The organism is Neorhizobium sp. NPDC001467, from assembly GCF_050275975.1.
Taxonomy (GTDB): domain Bacteria; phylum Pseudomonadota; class Alphaproteobacteria; order Rhizobiales; family Rhizobiaceae; genus Neorhizobium.
Map to the genome: position 1 here is coordinate 629,076 of NZ_JBNNPS010000001.1, position 25,511 is coordinate 654,586.

General features: G+C 61.3%; 20 protein-coding genes. 10 read left to right on the forward strand and 10 right to left on the reverse strand.

The features are described 5' to 3' along the window. Nucleotides 1–208: 208 nt before the first annotated feature. From ACQKKX_RS03230 to ACQKKX_RS03240, 3 genes are all read left to right on the forward strand, one after another. Nucleotides 209–2,146, forward strand: coding sequence for a methyl-accepting chemotaxis protein (locus ACQKKX_RS03230; RefSeq protein WP_427568745.1), 1,938 nt, complete (start codon nt 209–211; stop codon nt 2,144–2,146). Between the two features lie 301 nt (nt 2,147–2,447). Beyond that, the gene (locus tag ACQKKX_RS03235) at nt 2,448–4,397 is read left to right on the forward strand and encodes a HAMP domain-containing methyl-accepting chemotaxis protein (RefSeq protein WP_427568748.1); all 1,950 of its coding nucleotides are present in this window, start codon (nt 2,448–2,450) and stop codon (nt 4,395–4,397) included. A 242-nt stretch (nt 4,398–4,639) separates the two neighbouring features. Beyond that, entirely contained in the window at nt 4,640–6,499 is a 1,860-nt protein-coding gene (locus ACQKKX_RS03240; RefSeq protein WP_427568751.1) for an ABC transporter ATP-binding protein, read from the forward strand. Here the strand turns inward: ACQKKX_RS03240 and ACQKKX_RS03245 are convergent. From ACQKKX_RS03245 to ACQKKX_RS03255, 3 genes are read right to left on the reverse strand one after another with little or no spacing between them, the layout of a single operon-like run. Then, a complete protein-coding gene (locus tag ACQKKX_RS03245; RefSeq protein ID WP_427568753.1) occupies nt 6,496–6,738 on the reverse strand; it encodes a hypothetical protein in 243 nt (80 codons plus the stop codon). The genes ACQKKX_RS03240 and ACQKKX_RS03245 overlap by 4 nt on opposite strands. Nucleotides 6,739–6,797: 59 nt before the next feature. Beyond that, nucleotides 6,798–7,670: an MFS transporter gene (locus ACQKKX_RS03250; RefSeq protein ID WP_427568755.1), complete on the reverse strand. Its 873-nt coding sequence runs from the start codon at nt 7,668–7,670 to the stop codon at nt 6,798–6,800. A 58-nt stretch (nt 7,671–7,728) separates the two neighbouring features. Further along, a complete protein-coding gene (locus ACQKKX_RS03255; protein ID WP_427568757.1) occupies nt 7,729–8,661 on the reverse strand; it encodes an endonuclease/exonuclease/phosphatase family protein in 933 nt (310 codons plus the stop codon). A 378-nt stretch (nt 8,662–9,039) separates the two neighbouring features. On the opposite strand from ACQKKX_RS03255, the gene petA reads away from it, so the two are divergent. The 4 genes from petA to ACQKKX_RS03275 all read left to right on the forward strand — a co-directional run bounded on the left by petA (nt 9,040) and on the right by ACQKKX_RS03275 (nt 12,648). Then, nucleotides 9,040–9,618: a ubiquinol-cytochrome c reductase iron-sulfur subunit gene (gene petA / locus ACQKKX_RS03260; protein WP_427568759.1), complete on the forward strand. Its 579-nt coding sequence runs from the start codon at nt 9,040–9,042 to the stop codon at nt 9,616–9,618. 12 nt (nt 9,619–9,630) lie between these two features. Continuing rightward, nucleotides 9,631–10,947, forward strand: coding sequence for a cytochrome b (locus ACQKKX_RS03265; protein ID WP_427568761.1), 1,317 nt, complete (start codon nt 9,631–9,633; stop codon nt 10,945–10,947). 21 nt (nt 10,948–10,968) lie between these two features. Next, nucleotides 10,969–11,880 carry a cytochrome c1 gene (locus ACQKKX_RS03270; RefSeq protein ID WP_427568764.1) on the forward strand — a complete coding sequence of 304 codons (912 nt, stop codon included), beginning with the start codon at nt 10,969–10,971 and terminating at the stop codon, nt 11,878–11,880. A 225-nt stretch (nt 11,881–12,105) separates the two neighbouring features. After that, nucleotides 12,106–12,648 carry an adenine phosphoribosyltransferase gene (locus tag ACQKKX_RS03275; RefSeq protein WP_427568766.1) on the forward strand — a complete coding sequence of 181 codons (543 nt, stop codon included), beginning with the start codon at nt 12,106–12,108 and terminating at the stop codon, nt 12,646–12,648. 48 nt (nt 12,649–12,696) lie between these two features. Here the strand turns inward: ACQKKX_RS03275 and ACQKKX_RS03280 are convergent, their stop codons facing one another. Then, entirely contained in the window at nt 12,697–13,623 is a 927-nt protein-coding gene (locus ACQKKX_RS03280; RefSeq protein WP_427568768.1) for a MaoC family dehydratase, read from the reverse strand. A gap of 16 nt (nt 13,624–13,639) precedes the next feature. Further along, nucleotides 13,640–14,743 carry a redox-regulated ATPase YchF gene (gene ychF, locus ACQKKX_RS03285; protein ID WP_427568770.1) on the reverse strand — a complete coding sequence of 368 codons (1,104 nt, stop codon included), beginning with the start codon at nt 14,741–14,743 and terminating at the stop codon, nt 13,640–13,642. A gap of 513 nt (nt 14,744–15,256) precedes the next feature. Between ychF and clpS the strand changes: the two genes are divergently transcribed. Continuing rightward, nucleotides 15,257–15,565, forward strand: coding sequence for an ATP-dependent Clp protease adapter ClpS (gene clpS, locus ACQKKX_RS03290; RefSeq protein WP_427568772.1), 309 nt, complete (start codon nt 15,257–15,259; stop codon nt 15,563–15,565). 3 nt (nt 15,566–15,568) lie between these two features. On the opposite strand, the gene ACQKKX_RS03295 is transcribed toward clpS, so the two are convergent. The 5 genes from ACQKKX_RS03295 to ACQKKX_RS03315 all read right to left on the reverse strand — a co-directional run bounded on the left by ACQKKX_RS03295 (nt 15,569) and on the right by ACQKKX_RS03315 (nt 21,515). Continuing rightward, a complete protein-coding gene (locus tag ACQKKX_RS03295; protein ID WP_427568775.1) occupies nt 15,569–16,507 on the reverse strand; it encodes an oxygenase MpaB family protein in 939 nt (312 codons plus the stop codon). A 91-nt stretch (nt 16,508–16,598) separates the two neighbouring features. Next, complete coding sequence (pth, locus tag ACQKKX_RS03300; RefSeq protein WP_427568777.1) at nt 16,599–17,336, reverse strand: aminoacyl-tRNA hydrolase; 738 nt, start codon at nt 17,334–17,336, stop codon at nt 16,599–16,601. Nucleotides 17,337–17,423: 87 nt separating this feature from the next. Next, nucleotides 17,424–18,149, reverse strand: coding sequence for a substrate-binding periplasmic protein (locus ACQKKX_RS03305; protein WP_427568779.1), 726 nt, complete (start codon nt 18,147–18,149; stop codon nt 17,424–17,426). A gap of 49 nt (nt 18,150–18,198) precedes the next feature. Further along, nucleotides 18,199–20,574 (reverse strand): putative bifunctional diguanylate cyclase/phosphodiesterase, encoded by a 2,376-nt coding sequence (locus tag ACQKKX_RS03310; protein ID WP_427569338.1) that lies wholly within the window; start codon nt 20,572–20,574, stop codon nt 18,199–18,201. A 326-nt stretch (nt 20,575–20,900) separates the two neighbouring features. Beyond that, nucleotides 20,901–21,515 carry a 50S ribosomal protein L25/general stress protein Ctc gene (locus ACQKKX_RS03315; protein WP_427568781.1) on the reverse strand — a complete coding sequence of 205 codons (615 nt, stop codon included), beginning with the start codon at nt 21,513–21,515 and terminating at the stop codon, nt 20,901–20,903. A gap of 323 nt (nt 21,516–21,838) precedes the next feature. Here ACQKKX_RS03315 and ACQKKX_RS03320 point away from each other — a divergent pair, with 323 nt between their 5' ends. Together ACQKKX_RS03320 and ACQKKX_RS03325 are read left to right on the forward strand one after the other, a co-directional pair. After that, nucleotides 21,839–23,914 (forward strand): putative bifunctional diguanylate cyclase/phosphodiesterase, encoded by a 2,076-nt coding sequence (locus tag ACQKKX_RS03320; protein WP_427568783.1) that lies wholly within the window; start codon nt 21,839–21,841, stop codon nt 23,912–23,914. A 111-nt stretch (nt 23,915–24,025) separates the two neighbouring features. After that, nucleotides 24,026–25,480, forward strand: coding sequence for a hypothetical protein (locus ACQKKX_RS03325; RefSeq protein WP_427568786.1), 1,455 nt, complete (start codon nt 24,026–24,028; stop codon nt 25,478–25,480). The last annotated feature ends 31 nt before the right edge of the window (nt 25,481–25,511 follow it).

Below are 25,511 nucleotides of genomic sequence, written 5' to 3' on the forward strand. Positions count from 1 at the left end.
ATCGACACCTGCCCCGCCCTCGGCGTTCCATCGCCGGGGACGGTCAGACGAGCGAAGGGCGAAGCGGCTGGCCGCAGCAAGAGATGTTTTCGCAAAGACTTATATGTTTCGGCTGAAACCGCAGCGAGTGTAAAAGTAAGTCTTTCTTTATCGTATGGTGGAAGAAACGAGCGTGTGTAGTTTTCACATCTCACCTCATGGTTCTCACATGCTCGGTTTCCTCAAGATCAAACTTCTTCTGCCGCTGCTGTTCGGCGCGGTCGTGCTTGTCGCTATCATACAGGGCGGGCTCGGCCTGCGATCCGTTCATCAGATGGATCTCCAGGCCAGCAATCTCGGCCACCGCATGGATCAGTCCGTGGCGATGGCCAATATGGATCGCCTCCTGGCGGATCTGCGGCGACTCGTGCTGATGGCGCTCTCGGGCAGCAATGCCATGGAGCAGAAGAAATGGCTCGGCCAGTTGCAGGACAAGCGCCAGGAACGCGCTGCCAATTTCGAGGCCTTCGGCCGCACGATCAAGGATCCGGCCGCCAAGGCGAGATTTGACGAATTGCTCAAGGTCGTTGGCGAATACGACGTGATGGCGGGCAAGTTCATCGAACTCGTCAGCACTTCTCGGGTCTATGAAGCCAAGACGCTGGTCGGGCAGATGGTGCCCAAGGGCGGCGAGGCGGGGACGATCCTGTCGCAGATGATCGACGAGAACAATGCGCTGGGCATGGCCGACCGCGAGGCGGCCGACAGCGCCGCGTCATTCGCGACGACCGCGACGATCGTGGGCATCGTGCTTGCCATGGCGGTTGCCATTCTCGCCGCCGCGCTCAGCGTGTTTCGGGTTGCCCGTCCCATCGATGCCATTACCCGCGCCATGAACGGGCTTGCCGCCGGCGATACGGATATCGCCATCCCCTGCGCTGGCCGTCGTGACGAGCTGGGCGAGATGGCGGCGGCCGTCTCCGTGTTCCGCGACAACGCACTGGAACGCGAACAGCTGGAGCGCGAAACCGAAGCCAATCGTTCCATGAGCGAAGGCGAACGCCTGGCCCGGGAGACGCAGAAGGCGCGCGAAACGGCCGACGTGGCCTTTGCGGTAGAGGGTCTCGGCCGTGGCCTGAAAAATCTGGCCGATGGCGACATGACTTTCCGTCTGACCCAGCCCTTTGCCGGGCAGCTCGATCAGCTGCGCCTTGATTTCAACGAGTCCGTGTCCCGGCTGGAGGATGTCCTGCAGGCAGTCGGTGACAACGCGCGGATGATCGATGCCGGCTCCAACGAGATCCGCGCGGCGGCCGAAAACCTGGCGCGGCGCACGGAGCAGCAGGCGGCCTCGGTCGAGGAGACCGCGGCAGCGCTGGACGAAGTGACGACTGCGGTCAAGGATTCTGCGGTACGTGCTGCGGAGGCCGGCGCGCTTGTCGACCACACCCGCGGCGATGCGGAACGGTCCGGCGAGATCGTCAGACAGGCCGTCGGCGCGATGGAGGCGATCGAAACTTCGTCGAACGAGATCGGCAACATTATCGGCGTGATCGACGAAATCGCTTTCCAGACCAACCTTCTGGCGCTCAATGCTGGCGTCGAGGCGGCGCGCGCGGGCGAAGCCGGCAAGGGTTTTGCCGTCGTTGCACAGGAGGTGCGCGAACTGGCGCAGCGCTCCGCCACCGCGGCCCGCGAGATCAAGGCGCTGATCTCTGCATCGGGAACCCGGGTGCGCGACGGCGTGCAGCTGGTCGACCAGACCGGCAAGGCGCTGGAGACGATCGTTGCCAATGTCCAGCGGATCAACGGCAATGTCGCCTCGATCGTGGTATCGAGCCGCGAACAGTCGACCGGACTGACTGAGATCAGCAGTTCCGTCAACGGAATGGATCAGAGCACGCAACAGAATGCCGCCATGGTCGAGCAGACGACGGCGGCGAGCCATCGGCTTGCGGCGCAGGCCGGTGCCCTCACCGCGCTTCTTTCGCAGTTCAGGCTTGGCGAGGGAAGGGGCGAAGCCGGGCTGCAGGAGCCAGCTGTTATCCGTGCCGCCTCGACCCAAGCCCGTCCGGTCGCTTCCCCGGCGCGTGCCATGGGTCACCGGCTTCAAACCGCTTTCGGTAGCGGGGCTGCGGCGGTCAAGCAGGAATGGTCGGAATTCTGACCATTCCCTGATCCTTCAAGTCCACTGAAATCAGACGGCGGCCTCGGCCGCCGTTTTGCGTTTCCGGCTTCAAGCGACATTCGGGAAGATATGAGGGACCGTCAACAATTCACTACCCTGAATTTCACTGAAATCCTCTGCAATTTCTCGTCATCAGCGTTATTCGTTCGTTAATGGTTATATTCGAATGTTGTCATATCAACGCATGGTTCGATTTCGTTGATTTTGCAATCGCATGCCAATGGGCGTCGAGGCGGTTCCCCTAACGGCCCGACGCCCTCGGCGTTTCCAGGGGATGTTCATGCGATACCTGTCACAGATACGCATACGGGTTCTTCTTCCGGCTCTGTTCGGGCTGGTGATCGTCATTGCCTTTGCCCAGGGGGGCATGGCGCTTTACTCGCTGGCCACGCTGAGGCAGCAGGTGCACGAGATCGGCCGCGAGCGGCTGCCGCGCAACACGCTGATCGCCAGGATGGATCATTCCATCAGTGCCATTCGCCGGTCTTACGCTGATCTGCTTCTTGCCAATGATGCGGTTGAAATCAAGGCCAATGAAAAGAGCATTGCCAGCCGTACGAGCGAGCGCGACGCGCTTCTGAAGCAGTATTCCGACTTGATCACGCTTCCCAAGACCCGTGAACTGTTCACCGTACTGCAGACCGGCGTGGTTGCTTACGATGCCGCGGCCAAAACCCTCATCGACCTGGTGGAGACAGGCCGGCATGAGGAGGCGCAGGCGATCTACCGCGGTGCCATGCGGGACGCTGCGCGCTCCATGTCCGACGCGCTCGATGCCACCAGTCTCAACAACCAGACGATTACCGAGCGGGCGCTCGCCGAAGCCGACACGGCCTACGATCAGGCGCTCGCCATCACCTATGGCGCGCTGGCGCTTGCTGCGATCGTCGCCCTTGGCGCGGCCGGTATTTCGTTCTTCCGTATTGCGAGGCCGATCGATGCCATTACCAACGCGATGGGTCTTCTCGCCGGAGGCGACAACGAACGCCCGATCCCGTTCTCCAATCGCCGCGATGAGATCGGCTCGATGGCGGCGGCGGTCGAGATCTTCCGTGCCAATGCGCTCGAACGGGTGCGGCTGGAACAGCAGGCGGACGACAACCGCGAACTGATGGAACATGAGCGCGGTGTGCGCGAGCAACAGAAGATGGTCGAAGCCGGTCACGTGAAGACGGCCGTCGATGGGCTGGCTTCGGGCCTTTCGAACCTTGCTGACGGCAATCTCGCCTACCGTATCTCGACCCCGTTCCACGGCGAACTCGAAGCCCTGCGCACCAATTTCAACGGGTCTATGGGCAAGATGGAGGCGGCCATGCTGTCGGTGGGCGAAAATGCCCATGCGATCAATGCCGGCACCAACGAAATCCGTGCTGCGGCCGATGATCTGTCGCGCCGGACCGAACAGCAGGCAGCCTCGGTGGAAGAAACGGCGGCAGCGCTCGAGGAGGTCACGACGGCCGTCAGCGATTCCAGCCGCCGTGCCCGTGAAGCCGGCCACCTCGTCGAGAAAACCAAGGCGGGGGCCGAGCATTCCGGCGCCGTCGTTCGCGAGGCGGTTGCCGCGATGGAACAGATCGAGCAGTCTTCGGTCGAGATCGGCAATATCATTGGCGTCATCGACGACATCGCCTTCCAGACCAATCTGCTCGCGCTCAATGCTGGTGTCGAGGCTGCGCGCGCCGGCGAGGCGGGCAAAGGCTTTGCTGTCGTGGCGCAGGAAGTGCGCGAACTTGCCCAGCGTTCCGCAAATGCCGCAAAGGAGATCAAGTCTCTGATCAACCGTTCCAGCGAACAGGTGCGCAATGGCGTGGCACTTGTCGGCGAAACCGGAACTGCGCTGGAAGTCATCGTTTCCGAGGTGCAGCACATCAACCGTCTCGTCGCCGAAATCGTCACTACGGCGCAGGAACAGGCGACGGGGCTGAAGGAGATCAACACCGCCGTCAACACCATGGACCAGGGCACGCAGCAGAACGCGGCGATGGTCGAGGAAACCACGGCTGCAACCCACAGTCTGGCCCGCGAGGCGGCTGGCCTGATCGAACTTCTGTCCCAGTTCAATCTGAGCGAAGCAACGCCGCGGGCAGCCGCGCCGACCGTCGCGCCAGTGCCCGTTCGCGCAACCTCGAATGCGCGTCCGGCCCCTTCGCCAGCCCGTGCCCTTGGCCAGAAAGTGGCTGCAAGCTTCGGCGGCGCCGCACAGCGCGTCGAGGACTGGTCGGAATTCTGATCGCGTCCGCTAGAGGATGTCCGAAATCCGATGCCGGTTGCCTGATACAATCTCGATCGCCAACGCAAACGCCATCACGCGAGTGGTGGCGTTTCGCCGTTGCCGATTTCACCAACAGTCGGCGCGCGGCCGACGCCCTTCGTGCGTGACATGCGCGGCGCCGTTGCAAGCCAATGCATTCTCGGCGAAATCTGTGCCGCGCTGCCCTTTGCCACCTGCCATCGTGCCGCTATATCGCTGGCATGGCCATGACCCGTCTCTTTCGTTTCTTCGAAAACTGGATTTCTCCCTTTGCCCGTCGGCAGGATTTGCGTCCGCCGGCAAGCACGCTGGGGTTCATGTGGTTCTATCTCAACCAGGCGAAGACGCCGTTCATCGCCATGCTGGTCCTGGGTGGGCTGACGGCGGCGATCGAAGCGGCGCTATTCTGGTTCGTGGGGCGGTTGATCGATCTTCTGGCAACGACCAGGCCGGAGGATGGCTGGGCGGGGCTTTTGGCGCAGCACGGTTGGGAACTGACCGGCATGCTGATCCTGATCGGCGTCGTGCGCTTCGCAGTGACGCTTCTGACGGCACTGACCGACCAGCAGATCATCACGCCGGGCTTCTACAACCTCGTGCGCTGGCAGTCCTATCTGCACGTCGCGCGGCAATCCCTGTCTTTCTTCCAGAACGATTTTTCCGGTCGTATCGTCAACAAGGTCTGGTCGGGCGGGCAATCGGCCGGCGATCTCGTGACATCGCTGATGGAAAGCGTCTGGTTCGTCGGAATTTACTGCGTATCCATGCTGTTTCTCGTCGGTAGCCTCGACTGGCGGCTGGGGCTCGTCGTTTGCGTATGGGTGCTGATCTTCGGCTTTCTGGCGCGTTATTTCGTGCCGCGGATCCGGACCCATTCCCGCGAGACGGCAGAGGCCGCCTCGATGCTCAACGGCCGTATGGTCGACGCCTATAGCAATATCCAGACGCTGCGCCTGTTCGGCCATGACGACGCCAATGATCGCTACATGCAGCAAGGGTTCGAGATTTTCCAGCGCACGACGATCATGTTCACCCGCTTCATCACCGGGGTGCGGGCGTCGATGGCGCTTTTGTCCGGCATCATGATCACCAGTATGGCGGCGCTCTGCATCGACCTGTGGCTGTCGGGCCGCATAAGCTCGGGCGCCGTCGCCTTCACGCTGGCGCTGGTGTTGCGGCTCAATTTCCTGCTTGGGCGGCTGATGACCCAGTTCAACGGCATCATGCGCAATTTCGGCGTGGTGCAAAATGCCGCCGAACTGATCTCGCAGCCGATCGGCCTCGTCGATGCGGCAGACGCCGGCACGCTATCGGTCAGCCAGCCGGGCATCGTGTTCGACAAGGTCAGCTTTCACTATGGGCGCGGCAAGGGCGTCATCGACAACCTATCCCTGGACATCCGTCCGGGCGAAAAGGTCGGCGTTGTCGGCCGCTCGGGCGCCGGCAAGTCGACGCTGGTCAATCTGCTCCTGCGCTTCTACGATGTGGAAGGCGGCCGCATCCTGATCGATGGACAGGATATTGCGAAAGTCACGCAGGACAGCCTGCGCCGACAGATCGGCATGGTGACGCAGGACACGGCGCTGCTGCACCGCTCTATCCGGGACAATATTCTGTTCGGTCGTGATGGTGCCAGCGAAGAGGAATTGCTGGCCGCGACGAAACGTGCGGAGGCGGATGAATTTATTGCACGGCTTCAGGATCAACATGGCCGAACCGGGTTTGATGCGCATGTCGGCGAACGCGGCGTCAAGCTTTCGGGCGGACAGAGGCAGCGTATCGCCATTGCCCGCGTAATGCTGAAGAACGCACCCATCCTCGTGCTCGACGAGGCGACCTCCGCGCTCGACTCGGAAGTGGAAGCGGCGATCCAGGCGAATCTCGATAGACTAATGGAAGGCAAGACGGTGCTTGCCATCGCGCATCGGCTTTCGACCATCGCTGCTCTTGACCGGCTGATCGTCATGGATGGCGGGCGGATCGTCGAGCAAGGCACGCATGCGGAACTGATCGCACGCGGCGGGCTTTACGCCTCCTTCTGGGAGCGGCAGTCAGGCGGTTTTCTCGGGGCGGAAGCCTAGGGCGAGGTTTGCCGATGCCGCAGGAAAAGCGTCAGCAGCATGACGAAGGCAAAGATCGACAAGGTGAAAGCCAGCCATAATGCGGCATGCGGGCCGGCTGACGTCATGATGGCGGCAAATATTGGCGGCGCGGCCGCAAAGGAAAGATTGAGCGGAACGGCGAGGCCTGCTGCGGCCCGGGCGTAGGCGCCCTGCGGGAAAATCTGCAGCGGCATGGTCGCGCGGCTAACGGCGGTCACTCCGCTTGCCAGACCATAAAGTGAAGCAAATAGCATGGCACCGGCAAGGTTGCTGGCCGTCAGAAGAACAACGAAGCTTGCGGGAAGAGAGCGGCGCCACACAGACCGACCGCAAAACCCGAAAAGCGGTGGGCGCCCAGAAAATCGATCATGCGTCCACCCCATTGAGCGACACCGATCAGGGCGGCAGCACTCAGCGCGCTCGCATGGTCAAGGCCGCCGGCCTCGAACAGAGTAATGATGGTGAGGGCAAATCCCCAGGTGAAGAAGCCGTTGGCGGCGAAACTCGCGGCCAGCATGACGAAAAGGACTCGATCCACGCTGGGCGGTTCGGTTATGGCCGTGGCGCCGGCCTTTTCCTTCGGTTGCCGCGCAAGGGTTGTGAGATGCAGCGCGGTGCAAACGGTCATCATGAGAATGGCGTAAAGCGCGGTCGTCGGCCGCCAGCCCCATTCCGCCTGAAGGATTCCGGTCAGCGGCCAGACGATGGTCAATGTGAGGCCACCCGCCAGTATCAGCACGCTCAATGCCGGTCGCGCCCCGTCGCCGGCAATTTCCGCCACTGCAATCTGTGCCGGCGTCGTCAGCATGCAGGCGCCAGCAATGCCGAGAATGATCCACGCCAGGAAATAAACTGGCAGGCTGTCGGAAGAGGCCAAAGTCAGCAGCCCGATTGCTCCGAGCGGTGAACCGGCAGTCATGATCGGTCTGGCTCCGTAACGCTCGAAATATCCGCCGAGCGGCCACGATATGGCAGCCATGACGATGAGCATTACGGTTGGCCCGGCCATGATCACGGGCAGGGCAACACCGAGATCCCCGGCCATGGATTGGCCCGTGACGGCGGGTAGCCAGAACGTTGCACCCCAGCCGATCAACTGCGTCACCGATAGAGCGGCGACGGCGCGAATTGTGGGAGAGGGAAGGCGCATCGCAACAACAGCCTCTTAAAGAAATGTCCCGTGCGATCTTCTCGGTCTGGTCTAAAATCTAGGGTTTGTCGGGGATGACGTATTCCGCCGTCAGGCCAAAATGGTTCGACCCCATTGCATCGGGAATACGGGCAACCGATTTCATGGTAAGCGGTGCGCGCACCATGACGTGGTCGATGGCGATCCCGAAACGACCGAGCTGCACAGGCCATGTGGGAATTTCCGGGGTCATGGTCCTGAGGCCCGTCCAGCGCATGAAATCCTGCATGTCCGGCGCGGTGCTGGAAGCATTAAAATCGCCCGATAGAAGCAGCGGCCCCTTGCGATTGTTGATGATGCGGGCAGCGTTTGCCAGCTCCGTTTCGTGGTAATCGTCGAAATAGGGCTTGCTGACATGCATGGCGACCACGTGCACGATCGTGCCATCGACATCGACATCGGCCAGCATGAACCGGTCCTGGCGCAGTTCGCTCAGGCCACCGACATTCAGGTTCGTCAATGGCCGTTTCGACAGCATCATCATGTCGCAGACATTCGTCACCCTGCCGCAGCCGATGCGATAGGGATAGACCTTGTCGAGCTCGGCCAGATAGGGCGCCAGCGGCGGCATCTCCATGATGTTGACAATATCGGCGCCGGATTCGACGATCGCCCTGTAGATGCGCTCGCCGTTGCGCTGGTTCTCACCCAGAATGTTGAAATGCATCAGCCTGATCGACCTGCCGGATGGCGGCGGATCGGCATGGAAAGCGTTCGGCATGATCCAGGCATGAACGGCCAAGCCGATCGCCGCGATGAAGAGAACAGCGGCAACGACATTGCGGCTTACGATAAGCGCGACGATCATCAGGACGGCACAGGCGAGAGCGGCGTGAAGTTGCAGGCTGTGCAGAGTGGCGAGCATCCAGCTTGGATGCAGGTAGCGGGTCGCAATCGCACCGAGGACGAGCGACACAATGACGCAGAGGGCGACGGAGATCGTGTGTTTCATGTGCTCTCGCCTTGAAGTCGCCGGTCACTCCCCGAGGTAGCACGAAGCCTTTGTGCGTTGCAACACGCATGGCGCGAAGCCTTAGCCATCGTCGCCTGCAATCCCGTTAGGTCTTGAATCCGTTGGCGAAACACAGCCGTTTCGGCAGCCTGCAAACGCGGTGGGACAGGAGGCCGGCAAGCTTGGCGCGACCGGTCTGTATTTCATGCGGCCGGCCGGCTGCGGCCCTTGCCAAAACAGGAGTTTATCTGCGATCAAAGGTCGTATTGCGCCGACTTGCTGGGGACTCGTTGTTCGCACTATGGTGGACGCGGTTTCGACCCAGCCTGGAGGAGGCTTCGTGCGGTTGATCGGGATGCGTGAGAGGATGGTAATACCGTGAGTGAAAACACATCGAACGGACAGACGTCCGGCGAGCCGACTCGCCGTGACTTTCTCTACCTGACGACGGGCATGGCGGGTGCGGTGGGCGCGATCGCCGTGGCCTGGCCATTCATAGACCAGATGCGGCCGGACGCGTCCACTCTGGCGCTGGCATCTATCGAGGTCAATGTGGCGGCATTGCAGCCGGGCATGTCGCTGACGGTAAAGTGGCGCGGCAAACCCGTCTTCATCCGCAACCGCACGCCGAAGGAAGTGGAAGAGGCCAATGCAGTCGCGCTGGCCGACCTGAAGGACCCGGTCGCCCGCAACGCCAATCTGGGCGCCGAGGCCGAAGCGACCGGCATCGACCGCTCGGCTGGCGAGGGCAAGGAGAACTGGATCGTGATGATCGGTTCCTGCACCCATCTAGGCTGCGTGCCGCTCGGCCAGGCCGGGGAGTTCGGCGGATGGTTCTGTCCCTGTCATGGCTCGCATTACGACACTGCAGGCCGCATCCGAAAAGGTCCGGCGCCGCAGAACCTGGCGATCCCGACCTTCGCTTTCACGAGCGATACCGTCATCACGATCGGATAAGGGGATCATCACATGAGCGGGCATTCGTCCTACCAGCCATCCACCGGCATCGAGAAATGGGTCGACTCGCGGCTTCCTCTGCCGCGCATGATCTATGACAGCTTCGTGGCCTATCCGGTTCCGCGCAACCTCAACTATGCCTATACCTTCGGCGCCATGCTGGCGGTCATGCTGATCGTGCAGATCCTCACCGGCGTCGTGCTTGCCATGCATTACACCGCCTCCACGGTCGGCGCCTTCGACTCCGTCGAAAAGGTCATGCGCGATGTCAATCATGGCTGGCTGCTGCGCTACATGCATGCCAACGGGGCGTCCTTCTTCTTCATCGCCGTCTACCTCCATATCGCCCGCGGCCTCTATTACGGCTCCTACAAGGCGCCGCGCGAAATCCTCTGGATTCTCGGCGTGATCATCTACCTGTTGATGATGGCGACCGGCTTCATGGGCTACGTCCTGCCCTGGGGGCAGATGTCCTTCTGGGGCGCGACCGTCATCACCGGCTTTTTCACCGCCTTCCCGTTGGTGGGTGAATGGATCCAGCAGTTCCTGCTCGGCGGCTTTGCCGTCGATCAGCCGACGCTCAACCGCTTCTTCTCGCTGCATTATCTCCTGCCCTTCATGATCGCCGGCGTCGTCGTCCTGCATATCTGGGCGCTGCATGTGACCGGTCAGACCAACCCGACCGGCGTCGAGATAAAGACCAAGACCGATTCGGTCCCGTTCACGCCCTATGCGACGCTGAAGGATGCCTTCGGCGTTTCCATTTTCCTGATCGTCTATGCCTGGTTCGTGTTCTACATGCCGAACTATCTCGGCCATCCGGATAACTACATTCCGGCAAACGCCCTGAAGACGCCGGCGCATATCGTTCCCGAATGGTATTACCTGCCGTTTTACGCGATGCTGCGTGCCATCACCTTCAATATCGGTCCGATCGACAGCAAGCTCGGCGGCGTTCTGGTGATGTTCGGTTCGATCATCATTCTGTTCTTCGTGCCCTGGCTGGATACGTCGAAGGTTCGATCGGCGGTCTATCGTCCCTGGTACAAGCTGTTCTACTGGCTGTTCGTGGTCAATGCCGTCCTGCTTGGCTGGCTCGGCGCCATGCCGGCCGAGGGCAGCGGCCTCATCGGCCTCATCTTCGGCGGCGATCTGGCGGGCAACTATGTCGGCTATTCGCAGCTCGGGACGCTGTACTATTTCAGTTTCTTCCTCGTCATCATGCCGGTTCTCGGTCTTGTCGAGACGCCGCGGCGCATTCCCAATTCGATCACCGAGGCCGTTCTGGAAAAGAAGAGCGGTGCGCCGAAAGCGCAAACGGTCGCCTGAGCCAGCGAGAGGAAAATCATCATGAAAAAGCTGACCATGTGCTTCCTGTCGCTCGGCCTTCTGGCGGGAATTGCCAGCCTCCCGGCCGCGGCGCAGGAAAACCACGGCACTGCCGCTGGCGGATCTGCCAACGAAGCTTCTGGCGGAACCCCGGCGGAGGAACACGGCGCCACCCCGCATTATCCGATCAAGCACCCGCATGCGATGGAATGGAGTTTTGCCGGCCCGTTCGGCCATTACGACAAGGGCCAGTTGCAGCGTGGCCTGAAAATCTACTCCGAAGTCTGTTCCGCCTGCCATTCGATGAAGCTCGTCTCCTTCCGCACGCTGGAGGAACTCGGCTATTCGGAAGCGCAGGTAAAGGCCTTTGCCGCCACCCGCGAAGTGCAGGACGGGCCGAATGACGAAGGTGAGATGTTCACCCGCAAGGCCGTGCCTTCCGATTACTTTCCGTCGCCCTTCCCGAACGAACAGGCCGCCGCTGCGGCAAATAACGGGGCCGCTCCACCCGACCTGTCCCTGATTGCAAAGGCGCGCGGCATTACGCGCGGCTTCCCGCAGTTCATTTTCGACATGTTCACCCAGTATCAGGAGGGCGGCCCCGACTATATCCATTCACTGCTGACCGGTTACGAGACGCCGCCGCAGGGGACGGAGGTTCCTGAAGGCACACATTACAATCCCTATTTCGCCAATGCCGCGGCACTCGCCATGGCGCCACCGCTATCGGCCGACCAGGTGACCTATGACGATGGCACACCGCAGACGCTCGACCAGTATTCCCAGGACGTTTCCGCATTCCTGATGTGGGCTGCCGAACCGCATCTTGAAGAGCGCAAGCGCACCGGCTTCATGGTCATGGTGTTTCTGGCCATCTTCACCATCCTGATCTACCTGACCAAGAAAGCGGTCTATGCGAGCAGGGAGCATTGACCGTTTGTGGACGGATCAAAAAAAGGCGGCTTCGGCCGCCTTTTTTATGCCTGGACAATCGAGAGCATCACGCTTGCGCGTTCCTGGGTACGGCGCCAGAGGCGCGCGCGGATCCGTCCAAGAGAACGGCGCACCTCGTCGTCACATCCGTTACCGCACCAAAATATGGATGTTGAACGGGGACTTTCCTGCTAAGGGAGGGCGGTTGTCATTGCCGGAGTAAACATGACAGATTCTAGTGCCATCTTGTCCGCCGCCATCCGCTCGATCCCGGATTATCCCAAGCCCGGCATCATCTTCCGCGACATCACGACACTGCTCGGCGATGCCACGGCGTTTCGGCTGGCAGTGGATGAACTGGTGAAGCCGTATGAAGGCCTCGGCGTCGACAAGATCGCGGGCATGGAAGCGCGCGGTTTCATTCTCGGCGGCGCCATGGCGCATCAGCTTTCGGCCGGCTTCGTGCCGATCCGCAAGAAAGGCAAGCTGCCCTATCGGACGGTGAGCATGGCCTATGCGCTGGAATACGGCACCGACGAGATGGAGATCCATGTCGATGCCGTCAGACCGGGTGAAAAGGTCATCCTTTGCGACGATCTCATCGCGACGGGCGGCACGGCCGTGGGCGCCGTGCAATTGCTGCGCCAGATCGGTGCGGAAGTCGTCTCCGCCTGTTTCGTGATTGACCTGCCGGATCTTGGCGGTCGCAAGAAGCTCGAAGCGTTGGGGGTCGAGGTGCGGGTGCTGGCGGAATTTTCCGGGCACTGACGGTTCGCCCGGGCGGATGCTTGCGGCACCGAACGTCAGCCGACATTCCTATTCGAATTCCAGCACGCTGCCCTCGTAGCGCATGACCGGCTGGCCATTCTGGTTGACGCCTTCGTTGATCGTTCGGTTGATGAACGTGCCGGGGCGGCTCGCCAGCGGCCGGCTGTCGATCAGCGTCACCGCATAGGTGATGCTGTCGCCGGCATAGACCGGGCGCAGCCATTGCAGCTTCTGGAAGCCGGGCGAGGGACCGAGTTTCGGCGGCACCTGACCGGCAGCGATCAGACGGGCGCTTTCTGCTGCCCAATAGCTGAGAAACGTCTTCATCCAGCCTGCGCAGGTATGCCAGCCGGAGGCGCAGAGCGCACCGAAGACATAATTTCTGGCGGCGTCCGCATCGACATGGAAAGGCTGCGGATCGAATTGCCGGGCAAAGCGGATAATATCTTCCGCAGTGAACAGCATTGTGCCGGTCACGACCTTTTCGCCAGGCGGGGAAAGCGCGATCAGCCTCATGGGATCACCTCCCCGCAGGCGCATCATGATCGGGTTTTCGCCGCGCATGACGACTTCGCCGCGCTGGTTCTCGACCTCATGGAGGAACCTGACGAGGCCGATGCCGGGTTTCGAGCGTAGCGGGCGGGCTTCGATGACCGTGGAACGGCCGGACAGCGTATCGCCGGCCAGAACCGGCTTCTTCCATTCCATGCTGTCGATGCCGGGCGAGCCTTCGGAGGAAGAGCGCGACAGCCAGCCGTCATACATCATGCGCATGAACAGGCTTGCGGTGTGCCAGCCGGAGGCCGACAGGCCACCGAGAATGCTGGCTCGGCCGGCCTGCTCGTTAAGATGCATTGGTTGCGGGTCGAATTCGGAGGCGAAGGCGATGATCGCCTCCGCCGTCACCGGGGCACTGGCCAGGGCGAAGATGCGCCCCGGTTCGAAATCCTCGAAATGAAACTCGATCCCGCCCATGCCCGGTGCTTCTATCTTACGTGTTGAAGCGGAAGTGGATCACATCGCCGTCGTTGACGACATATTCCTTGCCTTCGTCGCGGCCCTTGCCGGCTTCCTTGGCGCCGACTTCGCCCTTGTAGGCAATGTAGTCGTCGTAGCCGATGGTGAAGGCGCGGATGAAGCCGCGTTCGAAATCGGTATGAATAACGCCGGCGGCGGCCGGCGCCTTGGTGCCTCGCCGGATCGTCCAGGCACGGCATTCCTTCGGGCCAACGGTGAAATAGGTAATGAGGTCAAGCAGGTTGTAGCCGGCACGGATGAGGCGGTCCAGACCGGCCTCTTCAAGTCCAAGCGCGCCCAGGAATTCCCGGGCTTCCTCTTCGGGCAGCTGCGCGACCTCGGATTCGATCGCGGCCGAGATGATGACGCATTCCGCGCCCTGCGCCTTTGCCATTTCGGCAACCGCGCGCGTATGCTCGTTGCCATCGACGGCATCGCCTTCGGCGACATTGCACACGTAGAGCACCGGGTGCGAGGTCAGAAGGTTCAATCCCTTGAGAATGTCGATCTCCTCGGGCGCCAGTGTCTGGAGGAGGAGACGTGCGGGCTTGCCGTCCTGAAGAAGCGCGATGACCTGTTCCATCACCGGCAGCTGGGCGACCGATTCCTTGTCCTTGCCGGTCGCACGCTTGCGGGTCTGTTCGACGCGGCGCTCAAGGCTTTCGAGGTCGGCGAGCATCAGTTCGGTTTCGATCGTATCGGCATCGCCGACCGGGTTGATGCGGCCCTCGACATGGGTGATGTCGTCGTCTTCAAAACAGCGCAGGACATGCACCACGGCATCGACTTCACGGATATTGGCCAGGAACTTGTTGCCGAGACCTTCACCCTTCGAAGCGCCGCGAACGAGACCGGCGATATCGACGAAGGAAATGCGGGTCGGGATGATTTCCTTCGAGCCGGCGATCGCTGCCAGCTTCTGCATGCGCGCGTCGGGGACGGCCACTTCGCCGGTATTCGGCTCGATCGTGCAGAAGGGATAGTTGGCGGCCTGTGCAGCAGCCGTCTTGGTAAGTGCGTTGAAGAGGGTGGACTTGCCGACATTCGGCAGGCCCACGATACCGCATTTGAAGCCCATGGCCGGGAACCCGTATCTTTGAATAAACGTGAGGGCAGGCTATGGGGGAAAGCGCCGTGAGGGTCAAGAGCGCGGCCGGTCGCTTCTCTTGCGGGCAGGGCTCGGATCACCTACTTTCAGGATGAGAGACTGCCGACCGTGACGATGGTGACTGTCCCCGGCCGGCGCGTTGGGGCCCTCGACAGGCATGGTCCCGAAACGCTGGACACCGGGCCGTTCGAAAGCCGGTCGTGCTGCGACGTGCCGATGGCTGGTTGCCGATTTGGCCTGGAGCTGGCGTGATGCGGGAAGCAAAAGGAGTGGCGCGGTGAAGGCTTCCCCGCATGGCATGGACCAAGGCGTAGCGGCAGGTTCCCGGCCGTTTCGATCGTCACGTCGGATCGCTCATTCCAGACGGGATGGCATCGCCTGCTGCTCGGCGCAAGGTAACACCGTCATATTGCTGCACTATTGAAGCTTGCGAATACGCATCGTTTTCATGCCCGAGAGGCACGTCATCATCAGGAGATGCCGATGGCCGGCGACACCACGCTCAAACCGACAACGAAAGCAAAGCCGAAGGTCGAGAGGCCGAAACTCTACAAGGTGATCCTCGTCAATGACGATTATACGCCGCGCGAATTCGTCATCATGGTGCTGAAGGCCGTTTTCCGCATGAGCGAAGAGACCGGCTATAGGGTGATGATGACCGCGCACAAGATGGGTGTGAGCGTGGTCATGGTCGCGGCCAAGGATGTGGCCGAGACCAAGGCGCAGGAGGCCGTCGATCTCGCCAAGGCGGCGGATTTCCCGTTGATGTTCACCACCGAGCCGGAGGAATAGTTTTCACGCGCGCAAGGCTGCGAGGGGGCGGTAGAGATAGTCGTCCGGCAGGCCAAGACGGCGACATGCCTGTGCCGGCGGCAGGGAGCGCAGCAGCAGACGATCGGCACTGCGGGCGGCAAGCGCGACCGTCGCATGCTCGAGCCGGCCGAGCGACCATTCCTTGCCGAGCGCCAAACGGTTTCTGATCCAGTGCGGCAGGATCTCCACCGCCGCCTTGACCAGCAGTCCCTGCAACGGGCGTACCGGGCCGGGCAGAGCCGGCACGTCGCGCATGATGGTCAGAAATTCTTCCACGATCGGCGACGGCTCCAGCCGGTCGCGTTTCGATGCAAACAGTGCCTCGAGTTCGGCTTGCGATTTCGGTGCGCCCACGGCGCCGTAGAGCCTGGCTGCCGGTTCGGCCTCTCGAAACAGAGCGTCCCGCTCCTCCAGGGATAAGGCCCGCACATAGCGATGATAGGCTTCCATGAAGCCGAAACCGGCTGTGGTCTGGACCCAATCGAGAAGCTCCTGGTCGTTGGCGTGATAATCTTCACCGCCCGACGTAATGCCCTCGACTTTGGAATGACGGCGCACCACGCCGGCGATCATGGCTTCCGCCTGGCTACGGGCGCCGTAGACCGTTACCATCGCGGCAAGTCCCGTGCGCTGCAGCCGCGTCAGCGCATCGGAGCGAAACGAACTGTGCTGCCACACGCCGTCGCGCACCTTAGGTTCTGCAAATTCCAGAAGCACGGCCGCTACGCCGCCGATGAACATCGAAATCTGGTTCTTGAAGACGATCCACGATACCGAATCGGCCGGGACAAGCGCCGGCTCGCCGCGCGGCTGTGAAAAGTCGATTTTTGGACCGCGATTGCCAAGAAGGCCGATGGCGGCACGATCGAGCCGATCGTGGAGCGGAGCAGGCAGAGGCAGGGTATGGGAACGGTGAAACATCGCAAACTCCTTCGCCAGCGAGAAGTTGTTTGGCGGATCATTTGTTCCGGATTTCCGATCGGTTATCGGTTATCGGCAGCGGTGCTGCGTCTCATTCATCCTTTATTCCGAACATTTTCTTCAGCATGTCCGCCATCGGTCCGGTTGTCGGCATGTTGGGCTTCATGCCGCCGCGCGCCTGACGGATATGGGATTTTGCAGCAGGCTTTGGCGCAGACGGGTGTTGCGGACGCGGCTTTTCGACCTTTTCCGGTTCCGGCTTGGCGCCGACGGCGAGCGCCAGCTTGTTCATAAGCTGCGAATCCTCTCGCTTGACCAGCATGGCGGCGTTGTCGGCCAGCGTATCGAGCAGCGGCTCCAGCCAGACCCTGTCCGACTTGGCGAAATCGCCGAGCACGTGGTTGTGGACCTGTTCCTTCGATCCGGGATGACCGATGCCAAGCCGCAGGCGCCGATAATCCTTGCCGCAATGAGCATCGAGCGATTTGACGCCATTATGACCGCCATGTCCGCCGCCGGTCTTGATGCGGGCGCGCCCGGGGGGCAGGTCGAGTTCATCATAAATGGCGGTGATGTCCCCGGGGCCGAGCTTGTAGAAACGCATTGCCTCTCCGACGGCATCGCCCGACAGGTTCATGAAGGTCTGGGGTTTCATCAGGAGAACCTTCTCACCGCCCAGTTCACCTTCCGAAATCAGCGCCTTGAACTTCTTCGACCAGGGGCTGAATCCGGGCAGGCGTTGGATGGCGTCAAGGGCCATGAAGCCGATATTGTGGCGGTTGCCCGCATATTGCGCGCCCGGATTGCCAAGTCCTGCGATGATCTGCATGTCTGCACCGTCTTGTGGTGAACTATCGACCCTTCACCACCGCGAAACGGCGCGGAAGTCAACCGCCTTGCGCAAGGCGGTGCCGGATCAGTCGGGCGGTGCGAGCCCGTAGCTGCGATAGATCTCGGCCTGCCGCCCCGTAGCAATCAGCCGGTTCAGTCTGGTCTGCATCGTCTGTATGACCTGCCAGGAAACGGAGCGATTGCAGGCAATGCCGAGATCGTGCTGCGCCAGTTGCGTCACCTTTTCGATCTCAACCCCACGGGCGCGCAACTGCTCGTAGACATCCTGTGACATCGGCATCAGATCGATACGGTTGTCGAACAGTTTGGCAAGCGTCACATCAAAGCTGGCACTGACGTCGATCTTCGGAAATTTCAACTTCTGCAGCACTGTCTCGGTATAGTCCGATCGGTGGGTGCCGACCGTAAAGCGGCGTGCTTCCTCCAGCGTGGTTGCGGCGATATCGGCATTCCTGCGGCGCACGAGGATGCTGATGCTTCTGGCAAGCGGCATGACCCATCGGAAGCGTACGCGGCGATCTGCCGTCTGGGCGGCCGAGAAGGCACATGTGGCGCGCTGCGTTTCGGCAAGCGCAATGGCGCGCGCCCAGGGCATGATCTCGATGCGGTAGTCAAGACCGCTGCCCTCCAGGATTTCCCTGACCTGATCGACGGAAATGCCGCGCAGCGCCTGCTTCGGCTCCTGTATAATAAAGGGCGGGTAGGATTCTGTCGTGAACTGCAGCGTTTCCTGCGCCACGACCTGTCCGGCCGCCAGTATCATCCCGATCGTCAGCGCCGCAGCCTTCATCCGGCTTTTCCGTGCTCGCGGTGTTTCGGCCCCACCATGAGACCGAACGTCAGCCCGCCATCATCCTTGGCATGTCGTGGCTGGGCGAAAGCGACGTCATCAGGTCGGCAATCCCCAGCGGTCTTGCGTAGAAATATCCCTGGGCGCAGTCTACGCCGATCTGGCGCAACAGGGAACGCTGATCTTCGGTTTCGACACCCTCGGCAATGACGGCGCATTTCATCTTGCGCGAGATCGCGCTGATGCCTTCCACCAGCATGCGGCTTTTCTCGGCCACCTCCTCGCGTGCGCCGTCAAGCGAGCGGATAAAGGACTGGTCGATCTTCACGATATCGACAGGGAAGCGGCTCATATAGCTTAGCGAGGAATAGCCGGTGCCGAAATCATCGATGGCGATACGGCAACCCAACTGGTGAAGCGCGTCGAGAATACCGCGGATCTCCGGATTGTCATGCATGAGCACCGCTTCGGTGATCTCGATAACAAGCCGCGACGGGCAGATGGCGTAGCGCTCGAGAATGCTGGCAAGAGAAGGCGCAAGCTCCCGGTCGAACTGGAGCGGTGAGAAGTTGACGGCGACATAGGCATCGCCAAGTCCGGGGATGCGCGAAACGCGGGCAAGGTTGGCGATCGCGTCCTCGAAAATCTGCTTGCCGATGGCGGCAATCGAGCCGTTTTCCTCGGCCACATCGATAACTGCTGCCGGGGGCAGCAGACCCTTGCGCGGGTGGCGCATGCGCATCAGCGCCTCGAAACCGATAATGCGTCCGGTCTCGATCTCCACGATCGGCTGAAAATGCGCTTCGAACCACTGTCCTGCGAGCGCGGCCTCGATATCCTGCTCGATCTCGGCGCGTTCGCGCGTGCGGTTGAGGATGCTCGCATCGAAGACCTGTGCGCCGTTCTTGCCGTCGCGCTTGCGCTCATACATTGCCATGTCCGACTTTTGCAGAAGTTCGGCCGCGCTGTCGGCATGCAGGGGATAAAAGGCGAGGCCCATGCTGGCGCTCAGGCGCACATGCTGACCCTCGACCGGGAATGGCAGATCGAACAGGTCGACCACCTCGTCGCAGAGCGCCAGGGCGCGTTCCTGCACGGCATCTCCCGTGACCAGGATGGCGAATTCGTCTCCGCCGAGCCGCGATACGGCATCGTGCTCGCGAAGCAGAGGTAAGAGGCGCTGGGTGAACTGGCGCAGCACGGTATCGCCGGCCGCATGGCCGAGATTGTCGTTAATTGCCTTGAAGCGATCGAGATCGATGAACAGGCAGGCAACCTCGCCGCCGCTGATATCGGCCTGCGCGATACAGGTGTCGAGCGCCGTTTCGAAACCATGGCGGTTGAGAAGTCCGGTCAGATAGTCGGAAATCGCCTGCTGGTGATTGCGCAATTCAGACTGTTTCAGCTCCGTCACATCGGTCATGACGCTGAGCGAGGCAGGCAGGTCTGCCGCGGCAGAGACGAGCCGGGTTTCGGCGATCAGGGCATCCATGATCCGGCCGTCGGCGCAGGCGAAGCCGACCGTGATGTCGCTTGCCGAGCCGGCGGAAAGACCGCGGCCCTTGCGGCGGGTGTAACGGTCCCGGTCAGCGGGCGCGACGAGATCGCGGAAGGGCCGACCGAGTACGTCCTCGCGCCGATAGCCCGTCACCAGCAGCCAGTAATCGCTGACGGCAGAGATCGTGTCGCCCGCATCCAGCGAAAACAGCATGGCCGGCGTCAGGTTGTAGGTTTCCTTCATCAGCTGGTGGGCGCGTTTGAGCTCGCGTTCCTCGCGATCCAACTGGATCTGCATCTCGTTGAAGCTACCGGCAAGCCGTCCCATCTCATCGCTTGAGCGCCAGTCCACATGATGGCGGGAGCCCAGGCGGCGGGTGGCCTCGATCGCAGCGGTTAGCCGCAGCAACGGCTTGATGATCATGATGCGATTGCCGAGGATCGCGGCGCCGACGACGGTCAGGATGGCGATGATGAAGATGGAGATGAATGCCATTTCCATCTGGTTGAGCGCCGCGAACCAGCCGATCCGGACATATTGGAGCGTCAGCCGGCCGACATTGCGCGGCCCGTCCGCCGACTGAAAGAAGATCTGCCGGGAAATCTGCTCGACCTCGCCATTCTCGTGGGCAGGGTTGCTTTCGGTAACGTCCAGCTTGCCCAGCGTATCGGTGATCTTGACGAGCCGCACGTTGCGCTCCGCCACCAATGTGCCGGAAATCCGGCGAACGCTTTCAAGGTCGAGTTCCCAAAGCGGCTTGCTCAACGCCTGGGCATTGGCGGCGGTCAGGATCTCGATCTGCTCGTTCAGGCTCTTTGCGGCCTGCTGCGAAGACAGGGCCAGGAAAAGCGTGAACAGGGGGACGACCACGGCGAGCAGGGCGCCGGATATGATGGCGACAAAGCGGCTTTCGACAGAATGCGTCATCATTCGGACTTTCGGGGTCGCAGCGTCTGTTGATATCGGGATCGGCAACCTTTCCGTCACCGTCGCCATGCCTTGAGATCGAGTTCCGCCGAAAGAGCGTCGCCGCTGCGTCGGTCCATCCGCGCCACCTTTGCAGTTTTACGGAATGGAATGGAATTCGATATTGATGCCGGTCTATAATGCGATCTGTTATCACTTCCTGAATGGCGAGTTTTTTTCAACTTCTGCCTCAGGTTGCTCTGCGACGTGCTTAAGCGATGCTTAAAACGCAAAAGGCCCGCCTTCGAAAAGGCGGGCCTTTGCATGAATGCGGAACGAGAACCGTGTTATTCCGAAGCAGGCGTTTCTTCGGTCGCGGTTTCTTCCTCGACGCCGGCAGCCGGAGCAACGATGGTTGCAATGGTGAAGTCGCGATCAGCGATGACCGGACGAACACCCTGCGGCAGCTTGACGGCGGAGATGTGGATGCTGTCGCCGATCTTGGCGCCGGACAGATCGACCGTCAGGAATTCCGGGATCTGGTTGGCCGGGCAATGCAGTTCGACAGTGTGGCGAACGATGTTGAGAACGCCGCCCTGCTTGATGGCCGACTTGTCTTCGTTTTCGAAGTGAACCGGAACTTCGACATTGACTTCGGTCTTTGCAGACACGCGCAGGAAGTCGACATGCATGGTGAAGTCGCGGACCGGGTCGAGCTGGTAGTCCTTCGGCAGGACGTTGATCTTCTGGCCATCAAGAACGATGGTTGCGATCGTCGTCATGAAGCCGCCGGCGTGGATACGCTTGGTGACTTCGTTCGTCGACAGGGCGATAGAAATCGGGGCCTGCTTGTCACCGTAGATGACAGCGGGAATGAGACCATTGCGGCGAAGTTCACGGGAGGACCCCTTACCGACCCGTTCGCGCGCCTCGGCCTTGAGCTCGTAATTGTCCTGGCTCATGGCATTTCCTTTCGAGGTTGTTTGGAGTGTTCGCCGCAGCGAATAGCGCTGAAATGGCAAACCGGAGGATATCTCGCGATACTCTCCCATCCGCATTGCCTCCAAGGGTGTCTGTGCGGACGAGGGGTCCATAATACAAAGGCCCGCCAATGGCAAGGGAAGCGCGCGGCAAAGCGACGGGGCCAATCTCTTCACGACCGGTCGTTCCGGGACAGCCAACGGTGAATGCCTGTTGATATTGAAAAAACCTTAACCGTTCCTGCCAACGCTTCGATGAGGATTTGCTCATAAAAGGGTGCGTATACCAAAAGCCGGACGGTAAAATGCTGCATATCTTCAATTGTCTCGCCGTCGACCATGACTGGCGCTTCGTGGCCGTTGCGGTGATGATCTGCGTCGTCGGTGCGTTTCTCACGGTCCGACTCTTCTCCCGCGCCCGCCGGGCAATCGGGATCGAGCGGGCGATCTGGATTTTTCTTGCCGGTTTCATCGGCGGCACCACGACCTGGGCCACGCATTTCCTGGCCATGCTGGGGTATCATGCCGGCGGTACTGCCGCCTTTGGCGGGGAATTGACCCTTCTGTCGCTGTTTATCGCGGTCGCTACGGCCGTCTGCGGCATTGCCGTGGCCAGCTATGCCGGGCGCTCGATAGTGGCGGAGGCCGGCGGCATCATCCTGGGCTTCGGCATTGCCGCCATGCACTATACCGGCATGGCGGCTTACGAAATCGGCGCAACGATCGTCTGGAATCAGGCATATGTCTGGGCGTCCGTGGTCACCTCCGGGGTTTTCGGCGCACTGATGGTCAACCGTGTCGTGCGTCCGGTCAGCCGTTTTTGCCGTCACGGCGGGCCAATGGCCATGGTGCTCGGCATTGCAAGCACCCATTTCACCGGCATGGTGGCAATGACGGTGACGATGGACCCGACGATTGCCCGTGCCGCGGAAACCATCTCGCCGGCCCTTCTTGGTTTCTCCATCCTGTCGGTCATGGTCGTGCTGCTGGTTCTCGTCGCTTGCGCCTATCTTCTCGATGCACGAACGACGGAAGCGGCCGTGGCGCGTTACCGGCATCTGTCACGCCATGACCCGTTGACAGGCCTTCCGAACCGTTCGGCATTCAACGAGGAGATAGAGGGTCTGTCACGCCGCAGCCATGATCGTTCGGCGCGCATCGCGGTCCTGTCTTTCGATCTCAACCGGTTCAAGGAGATCAACGACGTGCATGGGCATGCCGCCGGCGACGCAGTCCTGCGCGAAATCTCCGTGCGCCTTGCGGCGTCCTTGCGCGATGGCGAATTCCTGGCGCGTGTCGGCGGGGACGAATTCATCGCCCTGACCCGCAACTACTACATGCGCACCGATGCGAGCGCGATGGCCAATCGTATGATTGGCGAGATCGCCCGACCGATCGAGTGGAACGGCAATACGTTCCTGGTCGGCTCCAGCGTCGGTATCGCCGTTCATCCCGACGATGCCGCCGATATCGACGACCTTCTGGCGCAGGCCGATGTCGCGATGTATCGTGCCAAGCAGTCCGGCGAAAATGCCGTGTGCTTCTACGATCCGTCGATGGACCAGGCGGCGCGCGAGCGCAACATCCTTGCCATGGACATGCGGGCCGGGCTGCGGCGCGGCGAATTCCAGCTTTATTACCAGCAGCAGAACGATACAGTGAGCGGGCAGGTGATCGGTTTCGAAGTGCTGCTGCGCTGGTGTCACCAGACCCGCGGCATGATTTCGCCGGTGGAATTCATTCCGATTGCCGAGCGCAACGGATTTATCAACGAGCTGGGCGAATGGGTCCTGCGTCAGGCCTGCCTGGAGGCCGCGCGCTGGAAGAACCCGCTGTCCATCGCCGTCAACATCGCCGCCCCACAACTGGCCGACATGTCGTTTCCGGCCAAGGTCCGCGAGATTCTCCAGACGAGCGGTCTGCCCGCTGAGCGGCTGGAGCTGGAGATCACCGAAACGGGCATCGTTGCCGACCAGCAGCGCGCGCTCGTCATCATCCGCCAACTCAAGGATATCGGCGTCAAGATCGCCATGGACGATTACGGCACCGGCTATTCGTCGCTGTCGACGCTGCTCACCTTCCCCTTCGACAAGATCAAGATCGACCGGACCTTCGTCGACGGTGTCGCGACCAGCGCCCAATCCGCCGCCATCGTCCGCTCAACCCTGATCCTAGCGTCCAGCCTCGATATCCCGGTTCTGGCGGAGGGTGTCGAGACCGACGAGCATATCGCCTTTCTGCGGCAGGAAGGCTGCCGACAGGTGCAGGGATACCTGTTCGGAAAGCCGGGTCCCAGAGCCGGTATAGAGGCGATCGTCAACGGTTCGGCCGGCAGCAAGACCGCCGAGCTTGCGATTTGCTCCGACGTTGCTGCTGCGTGAATGGCAGTTGTTTCGGTCGCGGTCGTGTAATCTGCAAGTTATCGCATTGACTTTCTTTCCACCGCTTGCAGATTCGCTGACGAATCCATCCTTCACGACAGGAGTCGACCCATGCGTCTCAACCTCGCCACGGCCAGCGCCGTGGCAATCGCAGCCGCGATGTTCCAGCAGCCCGCGCGTGCCGCCGACGTCAGCCCGGAGGGGGCACAGGCACTGCAGGGCAGCCTCACGAAAATGCTGCCGGAAAAGCTGGTTGAAAAAGGGGTCGTCTCTGTCACCCCGCAGGGCGACACGTACCAGATCCTTTACGATCTGCCGAAACTGATCGGTCTTTATGACAGCCCGGACTTCTCGCTCAAGCAGATTTCTCCGATGACCCTGTTTGCGACGCCGGCCGATGGGGGCCTGTGGCAGATCAAGGGCACGAATGATTTTGCCCTATCCAGCACCGGCAAGGATCTCGAAGGCAGGGCGTCGACGTTCAGCTCCACGATTTCCAAGATGGCCTATAGCGGCCTGTTCGATCCCGCGATCAGCTATTTCCGCTCCGGTGACTTCACTTCGGGCGCCGGCACCATCTCCACCACGGCCGGGCCGGAAAAGATGGATGCAAGCTTTGCCGGTATGAACTATACGCTGTCATCAGTCGCCGGTGCTGCAGCGGACACTCTGGATTTCCGCGGCAGCGGCTCGATGGCCAGTTTCAAGCAGACCATTGCCACACCGCAGTCTCCATTCGAATTCAGCGCTGAAAGCGTCGATATCGATGCCGGTGCTGCAGGGATCAATGCGCGCAAGCTGCACGACCTCTTGACCTTCATCATGGACAGGGCCGACAAGCGCAAACTCGAACCGGCCGAGATCGAACAGTTAAAGGGCCAGATGCGTGCAGCGCTGCCCTTCTTCACCAGTTTCGACGAGACGATCGGCTTGCGAAAGGCCAGAGTTTCGACTGAGCAGGGCGACGTATCGGCGGCCAGCGCCAGCTACATGATGAAGGCGGGCGGGCCGCTGGAAGCGACCGAGATCGCCTTCGGCTTCGGCGCCGCGGAAGTTTCGCTGGCCCCCGGCATGGTGCCGCCGATCTATGCGCCGTTCGTGCCGACCGTGACAGATATGCAGATTTCGGTGCCGAACCTCAACCTGAAGGCGCCGATTGATATCATGCTGAATGCCGATTACACCAAGGAGAAGCCTCTCAGCGACGCCGAGTCGGCAGCACTGGGCCTCTCGGTGTTTCCGGGTGGCGCCTACACGGTCAATATCGGCAAATCCGTCGTCAAGGCACCCTCCTATGATCTGGAAATCAGCGGCAAGGTGACCGGCACGTTGATGGCGCCGGATCGCGTTCAGGTCGACACGGTGATCCTGGCGCGCGACTTCGACAAGACGATGGCCGCCGTGCAGGAGCTCGGCCGTGCCGACCCGAAGGTCATGCAGGTGTTTCTCGGCATGACCATGGTCAAGGGCCTGGCCAAGACCGATGCCGATGGCCGGGCGCGCTGGGAAGTCAGTGTCGATCCCAACCGCAAGGTGACGATCAACGGCAACCGGCTGCCGTTTTAACGGTCCAAGCGGGCGAATGCGGCCTTTGCGT

Excerpts from the sequence above, each read along its gene's own strand:
- ACQKKX_RS03280 (WP_427568768.1), bottom strand. The coding sequence starts at position 13,623 with ATGGGCGGGATCGAGTTTCATTTCGAGGATTTCGAACCGGGGCGCATC.
- clpS (WP_427568772.1), top strand. The coding sequence starts at position 15,257 with ATGGCCGGCGACACCACGCTCAAACCGACAACGAAAGCAAAGCCGAAG.
- ACQKKX_RS03325 (WP_427568786.1), top strand. The coding sequence starts at position 24,026 with ATGCGTCTCAACCTCGCCACGGCCAGCGCCGTGGCAATCGCAGCCGCG.
- ACQKKX_RS03275 (WP_427568766.1), top strand. The coding sequence starts at position 12,106 with ATGACAGATTCTAGTGCCATCTTGTCCGCCGCCATCCGCTCGATCCCG.
- ACQKKX_RS03295 (WP_427568775.1), bottom strand. The coding sequence starts at position 16,507 with ATGTTTCACCGTTCCCATACCCTGCCTCTGCCTGCTCCGCTCCACGAT.
- ACQKKX_RS03265 (WP_427568761.1), top strand. The coding sequence starts at position 9,631 with ATGAGCGGGCATTCGTCCTACCAGCCATCCACCGGCATCGAGAAATGG.
- ACQKKX_RS03230 (WP_427568745.1), top strand. The coding sequence starts at position 209 with ATGCTCGGTTTCCTCAAGATCAAACTTCTTCTGCCGCTGCTGTTCGGC.
- ACQKKX_RS03250 (WP_427568755.1), bottom strand. The coding sequence starts at position 7,670 with ATGCGCCTTCCCTCTCCCACAATTCGCGCCGTCGCCGCTCTATCGGTG.
- ACQKKX_RS03240 (WP_427568751.1), top strand. The coding sequence starts at position 4,640 with ATGGCCATGACCCGTCTCTTTCGTTTCTTCGAAAACTGGATTTCTCCC.
- ACQKKX_RS03270 (WP_427568764.1), top strand. The coding sequence starts at position 10,969 with ATGAAAAAGCTGACCATGTGCTTCCTGTCGCTCGGCCTTCTGGCGGGA.
- ACQKKX_RS03315 (WP_427568781.1), bottom strand. The coding sequence starts at position 21,515 with ATGAGCCAGGACAATTACGAGCTCAAGGCCGAGGCGCGCGAACGGGTC.
- ACQKKX_RS03235 (WP_427568748.1), top strand. The coding sequence starts at position 2,448 with ATGCGATACCTGTCACAGATACGCATACGGGTTCTTCTTCCGGCTCTG.
- ACQKKX_RS03255 (WP_427568757.1), bottom strand. The coding sequence starts at position 8,661 with ATGAAACACACGATCTCCGTCGCCCTCTGCGTCATTGTGTCGCTCGTC.
- ACQKKX_RS03320 (WP_427568783.1), top strand. The coding sequence starts at position 21,839 with ATGCTGCATATCTTCAATTGTCTCGCCGTCGACCATGACTGGCGCTTC.
- pth (WP_427568777.1), bottom strand. The coding sequence starts at position 17,336 with ATGCAGATCATCGCAGGACTTGGCAATCCGGGCGCGCAATATGCGGGC.
- ACQKKX_RS03305 (WP_427568779.1), bottom strand. The coding sequence starts at position 18,149 with ATGAAGGCTGCGGCGCTGACGATCGGGATGATACTGGCGGCCGGACAG.
- ACQKKX_RS03310 (WP_427569338.1), bottom strand. The coding sequence starts at position 20,574 with ATGACGCATTCTGTCGAAAGCCGCTTTGTCGCCATCATATCCGGCGCC.
- ychF (WP_427568770.1), bottom strand. The coding sequence starts at position 14,743 with ATGGGCTTCAAATGCGGTATCGTGGGCCTGCCGAATGTCGGCAAGTCC.